General features: G+C 65.2%; 12 protein-coding genes. 3 read left to right on the plus strand and 9 right to left on the minus strand.

The annotated features are described in order from the left end of the window. Nucleotides 1–44: 44 nt before the first annotated feature. Together ACVW16_RS18080 and ACVW16_RS18085 are read right to left on the minus strand one after the other, a co-directional pair. Nucleotides 45–941, minus strand: a complete 897-nt coding sequence (locus tag ACVW16_RS18080; protein WP_456700514.1) for a methylated-DNA--[protein]-cysteine S-methyltransferase — start codon at nt 939–941, stop codon at nt 45–47. 54 nt (nt 942–995) lie between these two features. After that, nucleotides 996–1526, minus strand: coding sequence for a DUF2244 domain-containing protein (locus ACVW16_RS18085; protein ID WP_456700515.1), 531 nt, complete (start codon nt 1524–1526; stop codon nt 996–998). 22 nt (nt 1527–1548) lie between these two features. On the opposite strand from ACVW16_RS18085, the gene nth reads away from it, so the two are divergent. Next, nucleotides 1549–2316, plus strand: coding sequence for an endonuclease III (nth, locus tag ACVW16_RS18090; RefSeq protein ID WP_456736801.1), 768 nt, complete (start codon nt 1549–1551; stop codon nt 2314–2316). Between the two features lie 43 nt (nt 2317–2359). Here nth and ACVW16_RS18095 read toward each other — a convergent pair whose 3' ends face one another. The 3 genes from ACVW16_RS18095 to ACVW16_RS18105 all read right to left on the minus strand — a co-directional run bounded on the left by ACVW16_RS18095 (nt 2360) and on the right by ACVW16_RS18105 (nt 6240). After that, the gene (locus tag ACVW16_RS18095; RefSeq protein ID WP_456736800.1) at nt 2360–3100 is read right to left on the minus strand and encodes a sulfate transporter family protein; all 741 of its coding nucleotides are present in this window, start codon (nt 3098–3100) and stop codon (nt 2360–2362) included. 184 nt (nt 3101–3284) lie between these two features. Continuing rightward, nucleotides 3285–3731, minus strand: a complete 447-nt coding sequence (nikR, locus tag ACVW16_RS18100; protein WP_456736799.1) for a nickel-responsive transcriptional regulator NikR — start codon at nt 3729–3731, stop codon at nt 3285–3287. A gap of 55 nt (nt 3732–3786) precedes the next feature. Beyond that, nucleotides 3787–6240, minus strand: a complete 2454-nt coding sequence (locus ACVW16_RS18105) for a heavy metal translocating P-type ATPase (RefSeq protein WP_456736798.1) — start codon at nt 6238–6240, stop codon at nt 3787–3789. 50 nt (nt 6241–6290) lie between these two features. Here ACVW16_RS18105 and ACVW16_RS18110 point away from each other — a divergent pair, with 50 nt between their 5' ends. Next, complete coding sequence (locus tag ACVW16_RS18110; protein WP_092239390.1) at nt 6291–6566, plus strand: metal-sensitive transcriptional regulator; 276 nt, start codon at nt 6291–6293, stop codon at nt 6564–6566. Nucleotides 6567–6664: 98 nt separating this feature from the next. Here ACVW16_RS18110 and ACVW16_RS18115 read toward each other — a convergent pair whose 3' ends face one another. After that, nucleotides 6665–7633, minus strand: a complete 969-nt coding sequence (locus tag ACVW16_RS18115; protein ID WP_456705123.1) for a YiiX/YebB-like N1pC/P60 family cysteine hydrolase — start codon at nt 7631–7633, stop codon at nt 6665–6667. A gap of 187 nt (nt 7634–7820) precedes the next feature. Here ACVW16_RS18115 and ACVW16_RS18120 point away from each other — a divergent pair, with 187 nt between their 5' ends. Continuing rightward, nucleotides 7821–9209, plus strand: a complete 1389-nt coding sequence (locus tag ACVW16_RS18120; RefSeq protein WP_456736797.1) for a flavin monoamine oxidase family protein — start codon at nt 7821–7823, stop codon at nt 9207–9209. A gap of 174 nt (nt 9210–9383) precedes the next feature. Here ACVW16_RS18120 and pheT read toward each other — a convergent pair whose 3' ends face one another. The 3 genes from pheT to pheS form a co-directional block, all read right to left on the minus strand. Beyond that, nucleotides 9384–11792, minus strand: a complete 2409-nt coding sequence (gene pheT, locus ACVW16_RS18125) for a phenylalanine--tRNA ligase subunit beta (protein WP_456736796.1) — start codon at nt 11790–11792, stop codon at nt 9384–9386. Further along, nucleotides 11789–12235 carry an endonuclease domain-containing protein gene (locus tag ACVW16_RS18130; RefSeq protein WP_456700522.1) on the minus strand — a complete coding sequence of 149 codons (447 nt, stop codon included), beginning with the start codon at nt 12233–12235 and terminating at the stop codon, nt 11789–11791. Before ACVW16_RS18130 ends, pheT begins: the two co-directional genes overlap by 4 nt. 209 nt (nt 12236–12444) lie before the next feature. Beyond that, the gene (pheS, locus tag ACVW16_RS18135; protein ID WP_456736795.1) at nt 12445–13527 is read right to left on the minus strand and encodes a phenylalanine--tRNA ligase subunit alpha; all 1083 of its coding nucleotides are present in this window, start codon (nt 13525–13527) and stop codon (nt 12445–12447) included. Nucleotides 13528–13613 lie beyond the last annotated feature (86 nt).

Raw genomic sequence — 13613 nt, forward strand, 5'->3', positions numbered from 1 at the left:
GAGGATGGGTTACGCTGACGCTAACCCACCCTACGGCAGCGGAGCTACTGCAGCCCCAGCTGCCCGGCTTCCCAGCCCAGCATCGCCTGTTTCCGCGTGATGCCCCAGTGATAACCGGTGAGCGTGCCGCTCTTGCCGAGCGCGCGATGGCAGGGCACGACGAACGAGACCGGGTTCTTGCCGACCGCGGCACCAACGGCGCGCGACGCCTTGGGCCTGTTGATGTTGCAGGCGATGTCGGAATACGACACCGCGCGGCCCATTGGAATCTTCAACAGCGTCTCCCACACCCGCACCTCGAAATCGGTGCCGATCATCACCACGCGCAGCGGCTGGTCGGGGCGCCACAGTTTTGTGTCGAAGATGCGTGCCGCGAGCGGCGCGGTGCCCTCGTGGTCCTCGACATAGGTTGCGTTCGGCCAGCGCCGCATCATGTCGGCGAGCGCGATTTTCTCCTCGCCGTGATCGGCGAAAGCGAGACCCGACAGCCCGCGATCAGTCGCGATCACGATCGCCGTGCCGAATGGCGAGGGATGGAAGCCATAGCGAAGCGTCAGCCCCGCGCCGCCGTTCTTCCATTCGCCCGGCGACATCGCTTCGTGCGTGACGAAGAGATCGTGCAGCCGGCCGGGACCCGACAGCCCTGAGTCGAGTGCCGCGTCGAGGATGCTTGCGGAGTCGCGCAGCAGGCCCTTGGCGTGGTCGAGCGTCAGCGCCTGCATAAAGGCCTTGGGCGTGATCGAGGCCCAGCGGCGGAACAGATGGTGCAGCTCATCCGGCGTGACGCCGGCCGCATCCGCCATCGCCTCGATGGTCGGCTGCGCGCGCCAGTTCTCCGAGATGAACGCGATCGCCCGGCGCACGGAATCATAATCGCGTAGCGCGGCGTTCTGGGTGCCCGGCTTTGCCAGGCGCTGGTCATGTATGGCGAGTGTCATCATGACCGGAAATGTAGGCGCGGCGAGGCGTCGAAACCACCCGATTTCTGACTGCGTTCAAGCCACCGGATTGTAGGTCGGGCCGCGCTTGGCGGCGTTCAATGCTTCGATCAAGCCTTTGTAAAAGCTTGCCTTTTCATCAGGTCCGAGGAACCTTGCAATCTGGATCTGGCGGCCGCGCGAGATCAGATAGAGATGCTCGATACCAAAGTCCTCGTCCACCTCCATGTCGAGGCGAACCCAGAGCGGATTGAAGGTCCATTCGGCGACCTGACCGCGATGGCTGACCCGCCGCACCCGCAACTCCGACGTCGTGACCGTGATCTCCTCGCGCGCCCGCGCGCTGCGGAAATTGGCCTTGAAAGCCCACCAGACCACGAGCACGTCGAGGCCGAAAAAGCCGAACACCGGCCAGGCACCCTTCATCAGGAAGACAATTCCGGTGACGAAGCTGACGACGCTCAGGAACAGCATCACGGCCAGGAAGCCGGTGCGGTTCAGGGAGCGGTGCGGCGTCAGCAGCGCAGAGAATATCTGCACGTCATGACCTTCAGAGTCTGCGCGCTCAATTTGGTTGCCTGTGCTCATCGTCCCTCAGTATATCCCGATCATGACGAAAATCACCCGCAAGCCGGCCCCGGGCAAAGTGGCGCTGCCGAAGAAAAAGGCAAAATCGGCTACCGCGAAGCCGAAGCCCACGAAGAAATCGGCCACGGCCAGCAAATCGTCCAGGGCGATAAAACCCTGGACACCGGCGGAGATCCACGAGGTCTTCAGCCGTTTCCGCAAAGCCAATCCCGAGCCGAAAGGCGAGCTCGAGCACGTCAATCCGTTCACGCTGCTGGTCGCCGTGGTGTTGTCTGCACAGGCGACCGACGCCGGAGTCAACAAGGCGACACGCGAATTGTTCAAAATCGCCGACACCCCGCAGAAGATGCTCGACCTCGGCGAAGAACGTCTGCGCGACTACATCAGGACCATCGGTCTCTACCGCACCAAGGCGAAGAACGTCATCGCGCTATCGGCCAAGTTGATCAGCGATTTCGGGGGCGAGGTGCCGCGCACGCGCGCCGAGATCGAGTCGCTGCCGGGCGCGGGACGCAAGACCGCCAATGTCGTGCTCAACATGGCCTTCGGCGAGCACACCATGGCGGTCGACACGCATGTTTTCCGCGTCGGCAACCGCACTGCCCTTGCGCCGGGCAAGACGCCGCTCGAGGTCGAGCTCGGTCTCGAAAAGGTGGTTCCGGCCGAGTTCATGCTGCACGCCCATCATTGGCTGATCTTGCACGGTCGCTATACGTGTCTCGCGCGCAAGCCGCGTTGCGAGGTTTGCCTGATCAACGATCTCTGCCGGTGGCCGGAGAAGACGGTGTGATGGCGGTGGCCTCTCCCCGCGAGCGGGAAGAGAGAGCGCGCCGTCACCGCATCTGCCGCGCGGGCTCGATCAGCCCCGGCCGCGGTCCTGATAGCCGCTTGTGCATGTGGACCATGAAGGCCATGCCGAAGATCGGCGTTGCCAGGTTCACGACCGGGATCGAGACGAAGGCCGCAATGAAGAGGCCGGCGGTGAAGATGGTCGCGGCATTGTCGCGGCGCATCGCCTTGGCATCCTCCGGCGAGCGGAAGCGCATCGCAGCGAGCTCGAAATATTCGCGTCCCAGCAGCCAGGCTGCGGCGAGGAAGAAGATCAGGAAGCCGGCGCCGGCCAGAAACACCAGCGGCAACGCGACGAGATAGACCACAATGGTCAACAATGCGGTCTTGATGCCTTCGAGGATGGCCTGATTGAACGGCAGCGCCATGCCCGGCCGCTCGGCGGGATAATGTTCTCTCTCGACGATATCGGCGACGTCGTCGACGAAAAAGCTCGCGACCAGCGAAGTGATCGCCGGCATCAGGAATACGCTGCCGAACACGACGCCGAAGCCGGCCGCGATCGAGATGATCCAGGCCAGCACCTCCAGGGACGAATGCCACCCCGGCCCGAGCAGGCCCTCGAGCCACACCTCGCCGTAGGTCGCGAACCAGCTCAGCAGCCGCTGCAGTCCGATCGCCAGCACTGTGATCAGCACCAGCGCCAGCCCGATCGATCGCCACAGGATCGAGCGCATCGGCGGCGACATCATTTGCGACAGCGCCTTGACGGCGGCATCCAGCATGGGAACCTCTCACGAAATCACCAGCGAGAGGTAGACACCCAGGGCTGTTTCGGCAAGGGACGCTGACTTGCCCAAACTGCGGCGTGTATCGTCTCTGCCAATTGATCTTTGACAAACGTCTCTCGCCGGCCGGCCAGAGGAGCCCTCCTTGGCCTCTCCCCGCACGCGCGGAGAGGGAGAGGGCCTATTCATGCCGATGCGCGTGCTTCCTCATCCTGGCCGGCTTCCCTTCGCCCGTCGGGATCATCACCACACGCCCATAGCGCACGCCACGCTCCGCGATGATGTGATCGGCGAAGTGCCTGACCTCGGCGGCGTCGCCGCGCAGGGCCGTCATCTCCATGCAATTGGAGTCGTCGAGATGGACGTGCAGCGTCGCGAGCGCGAGGTCGTGATGGCCGTGGAATTCCTGCACCAGACGCTTTGAGAGATCCCGCGCGGCGTGGTCGTAGACATAGACGAGGCCTGCAACGCAGGGGCCGCTCTGCGCCGCGTCCTCGCTCGCTTGCTGCAGCCCGGCGCGCGCGAGATCGCGGATGATCTCGCTGCGGTTCTGGTAGCCGCGCGCCTCGGCCGCGGCATCGATCTCCGCCAGCAAATCGTCCTCGATCGTGATCGTAATCCGCTGCATCGGGTCCTCTCCGCCGGCTGCCGAATGGACCCGTTCTACACGGATTTTGACGTTCTCACAGCCGCGTCGCACGCAGCCTCAGCGCATTGCCGACCACGCTCACCGAGGACAGCGCCATCGCCGCTGCCGCGATGATCGGCGACAGCAGCACGCCGAAGGCCGGGTAGAGGATACCGGCGGCAACAGGAATGCCGGCGGCGTTGTAGATGAAGGCGAAGAACAGGTTCTGCCTGATATTGCTCATCGTCGCCTGTGACAGTTTTCGCGCACGCACGATCCCGGTGAGATCGCCCTTCAGCAGGGTGACGCCGGCGCTTTCCATCGCCACGTCGGTGCCGGTGCCCATGGCAATGCCGACCTCGGCCGCAGCCAGCGCCGGCGCATCGTTGACGCCGTCGCCGGCCATCGCCACGCTGCGGCCGGCCTTCTGCAGCTTCGTCACCACGGCGCTCTTCTGGTCCGGTAGCACTTCGGCCTCGACATCGGCAATGCCGAGCCGCCGTGCCACGGCTTGCGCGGTGGTGCGGTTGTCGCCGGTGAGCATGATCACCTTGATGCCCTCGGCGGCGAGCGCCTTCAGCGCTTCCGGGGTCGAGGCCTTGACCGGATCCGCGATCGCAAACAGGCCGGCAGGTGCGCCGTCGATTGCCATGTTGATCACGGTCGCGCCGTCGCCACGCAGGCGTTCGGCTTCACTGTCGAGCGCCTTGGTCTCGATGCCGATCGACGTCAGATATTTGGCGTTGCCGAGGACGATGCTCTTGCCATCGACATTGCCCGTGGCGCCCTTGCCCGTCGGCGAATCGAAATGTTCGACGCGGCCCAATGCAAGCTGCTTCTCCTTTGCGGCGCGCACGATGGCATCGGCGAGCGGATGTTCGCTGGCGCGCTCGACGCTGGCTGCAAGCCGAAGGATGGCGTCTTCGGCAAAGCCTGGTGCCGGCACGATCGCGACGACCCGTGGCTTGCCTTCGGTCAGCGTCCCCGTTTTGTCGACCACCAGCGTGTCGATCTTCTCCATCCGCTCCAGCGCTTCGGCGTTCTTGATCAGCACGCCTGCCTGCGCGCCGCGGCCGACGCCCACCATGATCGACATCGGGGTCGCCAGGCCCAACGCGCAGGGGCAGGCGATGATGAGGACGCTGACGGCGGCGACGAGGCCGAAGGCGAGCCGCGGCTCCGGCCCGAGCCAGGCCCAGGCGGCAAAGGCGGCGATGGCGACAGCGATCACCGTCGGCACGAACCAGCCCGCAACCTGGTCGGCCAGCCGCTGAATCGGCGCGCGCGAGCGCTGCGCATCCGCGACCATCTGCACGATCTGCGACAGCAGCGTCTCGCGCCCGACCTTGTCGGCGCGCATGATGAAGCTGCCGGACTGGTTCAACGTGCCGGCGATGACCTTGGCGCCTGGCTCTTTGGTGACAGGCATGGATTCGCCTGTGACGAGTGATTCATCGAGCGAGGAGCGCCCCTCGAGAATGACGCCGTCGACCGGCACCTTTTCGCCCGGACGAACGCGCAACCGATCGCCGGGACGCAGCGCGTCGATGTCCACCTCGCGCTCGTTACCATCGGCATCGACGCGCCGCGCCGTTTTTGGCGCAAGCTGCAACAGCGCCTTGATGGCGCCCGACGTAGCGTCGCGAGCGCGGAGCTCCAGCACCTGGCCCAATAGCACCAGCACGGTGATGACGGCGGCCGCTTCGAAATAGACGGCGACAGCGCCCTCATGGCCGCGGAAGGTTGCCGGGAAAAGCTGCGGCGCCGTGGTGCCGATCAGGCTGTAGACATAGGCAACGCCGGTGCCCATCGCGATCAGCGTGAACATGTTGAGGTTGCGCGTGCGCAGCGATTGCCAGCCGCGCGCCAGGAACGGCCAGCCGGCCCAGAGCACCACGGGCGTCGCAAAGGCGAGCTGGATCCAGTTCGACATGACAGGGTCGATCCAGTTGTGCGGACCTGCGAGATGGCCGCCCATCTCCAGCACAACAGGCGGCAGTGCCAACGCGCCGCCAATCCAGAACCGGCGCGTCATGTCCGCCAGTTCCGGATTCGGTCCGGTTTCGAGGCTCACCACATCAGGCTCGAGCGCCATCCCGCAGATCGGACAGCTGCCGGGTCCAACCTGGCGGATCTCCGGATGCATCGGACAGGTGTAGATGGTGCCCTCCGGCATCTCCGGCTCGGATGCTTTCTCCCTGGCGAGATACTTTGCGGGGTCGGCCGCGAATTTGGTGCGGCACCCGGCCGAGCAGAAATGGAAGGTCTCGCCGTGATGTGTGAGGCGGTGCTTGGAGGTCGCGGGATCGACCGTCATGCCGCAGACGGGGTCGAGGACCTTTGTCGCGGTCGCGTTGTGGTCATGAACATCATGATGGGCATGGTCGGCGCGATCGCCATCTCCGCCGCAGCAGGACGAGGCGGCCGGCCCGGGAACCACTGAATTCGCGGAACAACCGCATCCGGACTGCGTCTTCCCATTGTGGTGTGTGTGGTTCGCGTCGTTCATTCCTGCACTCCGGCCTTGTAACCCATACCCGGTAGGGGTATATAGGCCGCATGCGCAAGGACATCAAGGCATCCGTCGGAAAACGCCTCGGCCGGATCGAGGGCCAGGTTCGCGGCCTCCAGAAAATGGTCGAGGAGGACCGCTACTGCATCGACATCGTCACGCAGATATCGGCCGTGCGCGCCGCACTGCGGCGGGTCGAGGAAGAGGTTTTGAAGGACCACGTCGCCCATTGCGTCGAGCACGCGATTGCGAGCGGCGACAAGGCCGATCAACGGGAAAAGATCGCGGAGTTGATGGCGGTGATCGGGCGGGCGGAGCGGTAGGGCGCGGTTCTCGCCGCCGCCATTGCAATAACGGTTGCTGATGCGCGATCGCGCAACATTCAGCGCTGTCGTCCCTGCGAACGCAGACGACAGTGGAGCTAAGCCGCCCGCTCTCGTGCACGTCCCCGGCGCCGTGGCCGGTACATCGCGAGCTTTTTCAGCAACGCGAACTGCTCTGAGCCAGGTTCCACAGCCTCCCCGCTCACTTGCTCAGCCGGAACTTCAGCCGGCGCTTCTTCGTCAGCCGCTTCAGGAACGAGCGGCGGCGAACGGACCGTTTCTGGAAACACACCGAATGAGCCCGCTACCTCCTCGAGCGGCTTTTGCTTGTCGGCCCAGTGCAGGGCCGTGTAGTCGAAGCCGTGCACGATGGTGGGTTTGACGACTTCGAAATAGGGCGAGATGTCGAAGTCGCGGGGCATGTAGAGCGAGGAATCGCGGATGTGCAGGATCTCGCGGCGGGCGGCGCGGCTGCCGGCCTTGGTGATCTTCGGCAGGATCGGGTAGCGCACCGCATCGAAGGCCTGTGCGATCAGCGCCGAGCAGATGATCTTGGTTGGATCGCCGGAGCCGATCGCGATCATGCGCCGCCGCCAGCGCTGCGGCACCGGCAGCGGGATCAGGAAGCGCATCAGATCGATGATGTTTTTGGTATCGTAGCCGAACCCGATGCGGTTGATCGCATAGCGGCACACCGTGGTGCGGTCCTCATAGGACAGTCCGACCGGACGGCAGAGGCGAGTGTGATACGGGAAATATTTGGAAAGGGGCGCAGAGGTGACGCCCTCGCCGATATTGGCCTCGATCAGCACATGCGGCTCGCCGTCGTGCTCGACCGCGCCCTCGATGGGGCCGACATAGAGCGCCGCATGCGACCAGGTCGACTGCGTCAGATATTTGATGATGCCGGAGATACGGTTGTTACCCTCGACCAGCATGACGTCGCCGGGCTGGATCACGCCGCGCAAATGCTCGGGGTCGCTCGGCGTGAACGGCTCATAGCCCGGCACCTCTTTCGAGAGGTACGCGGCTATCACCTTGCCGACTGAATCTAGGACCGTCCCCATGAACTCCCCCGGGGCCTTTCTGGCCATCTTTTTTCCATCTGTATCATGGTCACAACCTGTTGCAATTCGGTTCATGGCTCCGTGAGGTCAAGCACGATTGATTCACCATGACGGTTGCTGCGCAACATCAGATGCGGCAAGGTTCTGGGGCTGTTCCCATCCGCCGCAAGTCTCCGGAAACCATGACATGACAATCACGCGCCGCGGCTTCCTCTCGGTGTCGGCGGCTCTTGCTGCGGCGCCGGTCCTGCGCGCAACGGCCGCGCCCTTGCCGCGCGAGGCTGACATTGTCGTGATCGGTGCGGGAGCGGCCGGCATCGCTGCAGCGCGGCGTATCATGGCGGCCAATCGCAGGGTCGTGGTGGTGGAGGCAAACTCGCAGATGGGCGGCCGCTGCATCACCGACAGCATGACCTTCGACGTGCCGTTCGATCGGGGCGCACGCTGGATGCACAATCCTGATAGCAACCCGATGATCCGGCTGGCGCGCGGCGCGGGGCTCGATGTGTCGCCTGCGCCGTCGGGCCAGAAGATGCGCATCGGCCGCCGCAATGCGCGGGCCGGCGAGACCGAGGAGTTTCTCGCGGCGCTGGTGCGCGCCAACAGGGCCATCGACGAGGCTTCGCGCGGCAAGCTCGATACCTCCTGCGCTGCGGTGCTGCCGAAAGATCTCGGCGATTGGGCAGGGGCTGCGGAGTTTGTGCTCGGCGCAAGCTTTGCCGGCAAGGACCTGAAGGAGCTGTCGGCGATCGACAAGGCGCGTGCGCAGGACCGCAATGCCCCGATCGCCTGCCGCCAGGGTCTTGGCACCCTGATCGCCAGGCTCGGCGAGCAGGTGCCAGCAGTGCTGTCGACGCCGGCAAGCCGGATTCTCTGGAGCAACCGCGACGTCAGCGTGGAAACGCAAGCCGGCAAGATCGCCGCGCGCGCCGCCATCATCACGGTCTCCACCAATGTGCTCACGTCAGGCGCGATCAAATTCGCGCCTGACATTCCCAAGCGCACGCTGGATGCGGCCTCCAAGCTCGGTCTTGGCAGCTACGATCACATCGTGCTGCATCTGCCGGGCAATCCGCTCGGGCTGTCGCGCGACGATATCCTGATCGAGCAGAGCAATTCGACGCGCACCGCGCTGATGTTCGCCAATATCGGCGGATCCTCGCTGTGCTCGATCGACGTCGGCGGCTCGTTCGGACGCGACCTCTCGGAGCAGGGCGACAAGGCGATGGCCGCCTTCGCCAAGGAGTGGATCACGAAGCTGTTTGGCAGCGAGGCGGCGGCCGCCGTGCAGAAGACCGCGGCGACGCGCTGGAACGCCTCCCCCTACGTCATGGGTGCGATGTCGGCGGCGTCACCCGGCGGCCAACTCTCGCGAAAGATTTTGACCGAGCCGATCGGCAATCTGTTCCTCGCCGGCGAAGCCACGCATGAGACGCTGTGGGGCACCGTCGACGGCGCCTGGGACAGCGGCGAGCGCGCCGCGGACGCCGCGCTCCGCAAGATCGGTGCGCTCAAGGCCGAGCCGGCCGACGTGCCGACGCAATCGACGAAGAAGCGTCGCGCGCCGCGGCGGTAGGACAGAGGCAGCAAAAGCCGCACAAACTCCGCCGCCGTCCCGGCGCAGGCCGGGGCTCATACTCCGGAGCAATAGTGTTGCGAAGTCTCGTCGTTTCCAGCTCGCCTTGCAATGGCTCACCGGGATCATGGCGGAGCATGACGCGGCCCGAAAACCGCGTCACGCTTTTCGGCGTCATGCTCTCAACGTGCCGCCGGTCTTCTTCGTGACCTCGGCCACGATCTTCGCGGCCACGGCCTCGATCTCCTGGTCGGTCAGCGTCTTCTCGCGCGGCTGGATCGTCACCGCGATGCCGATCGACTTCTTGCCGTCGTCGATGCCCTTGCCCTCATAGACGTCGAACACAATGACGCCGGTGATCAGCTTCTTGTCGACGCCTTGCGCGGCGCGCACGATGTCGCCGGCCTTCACAGCGCGGTCGACGATGAAGGCGAAGTCGCGCGACACAGGCTGGAACGCCGACAGCTCGATGAGCGGCTTGGCGCGTGTCGGCTTCTTTTTCGCCTCCGGAATCCGGTCGAGGATCACCTCGAACACGACAAGGGGGCCGTCGGCGCCGAGCGCTTCCAGCGCGCGCGGATGCATCTGGCCGAAATGGCCGAGCACGTTCTGTGGTCCGATCTGGATCGTGCCGGAACGGCCGGGATGCAGCCAGGCTGGACCGCCGGCGACGATTTGCAGAGCCTGCATCGGCGCGCCGGCTGCGGCCAGCACCGCGAGCGCATCGGCCTTGGCGTCGAACACATCGGCTTGCGCCGAGCCCGACCAGTGCCGCCCCAGCCCGTCCGACGAAGCGAGGCCCCGGCGCACACCGCTCGCCGCCACGAACTGGTCTTGCGGGCGGTCACCCCTGAACACCTGTCCCACCTCGAACAGCATGACGTCGCCATAGCCGCGATCGGCATTGACCTGCGCGGCTGCGACCAGTCCCGGCAACAGGCTTGGGCGCATGTCGGAGAGGTCGGCGGCGATCGGGTTCGCGACTTCGAGCTCGCGCTGGCCGCCGCCGAACAATTGTGCCGCCGGCTTGGTGATGAACGACCACGTCACCGCCTCGATCATGCCACGGCTCGCCAGCGCCCGCCTTGCGCGACGGGTGCGAAGCTGAAGCGGCGTCAGCACCGATTTGCGCGCGTCCTCGCCGCGCTCGAACGGCGTCATCGGCACCTTGTCGACGCCGTAGATGCGGACGACTTCCTCGACGATATCGGCCTTGCCGTGCACGTCGGTGCGCCATGACGGCACCGCGACCTTCACCACCGGGCCCGGACCGGCCATCATGAAGCCGAGCCGGCTCAGGATGAGCTTCATCTCGACCTGCGGCACCTCGATGCCGGAGAGGCGCTTCACCTCGGTGAGCGGGAAGTCGATGATGCGGTCGTCGCCAAAGGCGTTGCCGACCACGACGTTCTCCGACGGCGTGCCGCCGCACAGCTCCATCACCATCTTGGTGGCAAGCTCGAGCCCGGGCACCATGAATGCCGGATCGACGCCGCGCTCGAAGCGATAGCGCGCGTCCGAATTGATGCCGAGCTTGCGGCCGGTCTGGGCGACGTTGATCTCGTTCCACAGCGCCGATTCGATCAGCACGTCGGTGGTGTTCTCATCGCAGCCCGAGGCTTCGCCGCCCATGATGCCGGCAAGGGATTCGACGCCCTGCTCATCCGCGATCACGCAGATCGACGGATCGAGATTGTAGGCGCGGCCGTCGAGCGCGAGCAGCGCCTCGCCCGCGCGGGCGCGGCGCACCACCAGATTGCCCGCGACCTTCTTGGCGTCGAACACGTGCAGCGGGCGCGCGCGGTCGTAGGTCATGAAATTGGTGATGTCGACCAGCGCGTTGATCGGACGCAGCCCGATCGCGGTCAGCCGCTTCTGCAGCCATTGCGGTGACGGGCCGTTCTTGACGCCGCGCACGAGGCGCAGCGCGAACCCCGGACACAGCGCGGCATCCTCGACCGTGACCTTCACCGGGCAGGGGAATTCGCCCTTGACCGGCTTGATCGAGGGATCTTTGAACTTGCCCATGTCGGCAGCTGCGAGATCGCGGGCGATGCCGTGTACGCCGGTGCAGTCCTGTCGGTTCGGCGTGAGGTTGATCTCGATCACGGGATCGCCGAGCGCGGCCCATTCGGCGTAACCCGCGCCGACCGGCGCGTCTGCCGGCAACTCCATGATGCCGTCATGGTCGTTGGAAATCTGCAGCTCGGCCGCCGAGCACAGCATGCCGCGGCTCTCGACGCCTCTGATGGTGCCGACGCCGAGCGTGATGTCCTTGCCGGGAATGTAGGTGCCGGGCGCCGAGAACACGCTGACGAGGCCGGCGCGCGCATTCGGCGCCCCGCACACGACCTGAACCGGCGCGCCGCCGTCCCCGGTGTCGACCATGCAGACGCGCAGGCGATCGGCGTTGGGATGCTGCTCGGCCGAGATCACCTTCGCAATGGTGAACGGCTTCAGCACCTTCGCCTTGTCCTCGATGCTCTCGACCTCGAGCCCGATCATGGTGAGCTTGTCGGCCAGCTTTTCCAGCGGCGCGTCGGTGTCGAGATGATCCTTCAGCCAGGAGAGGGTGAATTTCATGGCTTTTTTTTCCCCACGGAGACGGTCTGCTCCCTCTCCCGCTTGCGGGGGAGGGCTGGGGTGGGGGCTCTCTCCGCGATGGTAGTCGCGATGGTTTCGAGAACGCCGCCACAATTGGTCGTGATGTCGAGATTGCTGAAGCGGATTACTTTGAATCCCTTCGCCTCGATCGCCGCTGAGCGACGAGCGTCGGCGCGCTCGCCTTCATCCGAGAAGTGTTGGCCGCCATCGAGCTCGATGACGAGCTTGGCCGCGTGGCAGATGAAATCGGCGACGTAGCGCTCGATTGGCACTTGGCGGCGGAAGCGCGCGCCATTCAGCCGGTTGCCGCGCAGCTCTGACCACAGGATGCGCTCTGCGTCAGTCGAGTTGCTTCTGAGCGCACGTGCGTTGGCGCGCAGTTTGGCCGACACTTTCCAGTCCGGGTGCTTGGGATCGACCATTGGCAGCCCCATTGCGGAGAAACCCTCTCCCCAACCCTCCCCCGCACGCGGGGGAGGGAGCTCGACCTGTCGAGCGGGCAGAGAATGTGTACCCATGAAACAGAGGCCACGCCCTCGCTCCATCCGTTCCCTCCCCCGCTTGCGGGGGAGGGTCAGGGAGAGGGCTGTCTCCGCGAAGGGAACGGAGAGAATCTGCGTGAGAGCGAGCGTCACGAGCTCAGCCCTCCCGCCAGCGTCGGCACCTCCAGCGGCTTGAAGCCGTAGTGGTCGAGCCAGCGGACGTCGCTGTCGAACAGCTGGCGCAGATCGGCGATGCCGTATTTCAGCATGGCGATGCGGTCGATGCCCATGCCCCAGGCGAAGCCCTGGTACACGTCGGGATCGATGCCGCAGGCGCGCAGCACGTTCGGATGCACCATGCCGCAACCGAGGATCTCCATCCAGTCCTCGCCTTCGCCGAAGCGGATCTCGTTCTTGTCGCGGCGGCACTGCAGGTCGACTTCCAGCGACGGCTCGGTGAACGGGAAGAACGACGGGCGGAAGCGCATGTTGAGGTGGTCGACCTCGAAGAACGCCTTGCAGAACTCGTGCAGGATCCATTTGAGGTGGCCGAGATGCGAACCCTTGTCGATCACGAGGCCTTCGACCTGGTGGAATTGCGGCGTGTGGGTCGCGTCCGAATCGATGCGATAGGTGCGGCCCGGGCAGATCACGCGGATCGGCGGCTTCTGGGTCAGCATGGTGCGCACCTGCACCGGCGAGGTGTGAGTGCGCAACAGCATGCGCGAGCCGTCCTCCTTGGGATGGAAGAAGAACGTGTCGTGCATCTCGCGCGCCGGATGACCTTCGGGGAAATTCAGCTTGGTGAAGTTGTAATCATCGGTCTCGATGTCTGGACCTTCGGCGACCGAGAAACCCATGTCGGCGAAGATGGTGGTCAGCTCGTCCCAGACCTGGCTGAGCGGATGGATGCGGCCGGCCTCGGCCTGCGCATCGCGCAGCGGCAGGGTGACGTCGACGGTCTCGGAGGCCAGCCGCGCATCGAGCGCTGCCGACTTCAGCACGTCACGCCGTGCGGCGAGCGCCTCGGTGACCTTGTCCTTGGCCTGGTTGATCGCCGCGCCTTGCGTCTTGCGTTCGTCGGGCGACATCTTGCCGAGCGTGGCGAGCAGCGCCGAGATCGAGCCCTTCTTGCCGAGGGCTGCGACGCGTACGGCTTCAAGGGCGGCTTCGTCGCCCGCGGCGGCGATCTGGTCGAGGATGGACGTTTCAAGTGTTGCGAGGTCGGACACAGGCAAATCCTTGGCTCCAAATTCGGCTGGGTTGTCGCCGCCCGAAGGCCGTAACGTCAAGCAAAAAGCCGGTCATTTCGGCACCT

Source organism: Bradyrhizobium sp. USDA 4474, assembly GCF_054057515.1.